Source organism: Mesorhizobium sp. M0500 (assembly GCF_040321165.1).
Taxonomy (GTDB): domain Bacteria; phylum Pseudomonadota; class Alphaproteobacteria; order Rhizobiales; family Rhizobiaceae; genus Mesorhizobium.
Window position 1 is genome coordinate 1 of sequence record NZ_JAMYRB010000095.1, and the last position, 594, is coordinate 594.

The following is a 594-nucleotide window of genomic DNA, read 5'->3' on the forward strand; positions in this document are numbered from 1 at the left end:
GGTCTTTTGGTACGCGCCAATGGTCGTCGTCGATGCGTTCGACATGGCCGGCCCGGCGCAGCGCTTCGAGACGGCGGACATGGAAGCGGACGAAGGCTTCCGGGTCCTTGCCCTGCTCCAAAAATGTCTCGCGGATCGTCTCGAGGTGTCTGCTCGGCCGATAGATGCCGTCCTCGCCCGCCACGACACTGATGTTGCGGTCGGCCGCACGCGGCTCCTCCTTCGGCAGGATGGGATCGAACGCCACGATATGGCCGCGCTGAATGTCGTCGAGCTTTGCCGCATCCGCGGTCTCGACATAGTGCGTGCGCCCGTCGACGCCATCGATGACGAGCGACAGCTTATCGCTCATCTCGTCGCCGGCGAGCCCCTTGGCGAGCACACGGCCGACGACCGGCTCCGTGATGGTCTGGCGGTGCATGACATATTGAGCCGCGCCCCGCTCATCAGCGAGGCCGTGCTCCTCGAGCGCCCGGTGCATGGTCTTGATGATGTCGTTGCGCTCGCCGAGTCCTCGCAACGTGCTTTCGGCTCTGTCGGAGATCACCCACCGGCCGGGCTCGATCTCGCTCGCCAGGCCGAAGTGTTGCAACC

The 594-nt window shown here is 65.3% G+C and carries 1 protein-coding gene; it reads right to left on the reverse strand.

Features of this window, described 5'->3' with window-relative positions; genetic code table 11:
• A partial coding sequence (locus tag NKI70_RS33905; protein WP_352726471.1) for a DUF3363 domain-containing protein occupies positions 1 to 594 on the reverse strand: 594 nt, incomplete at both ends.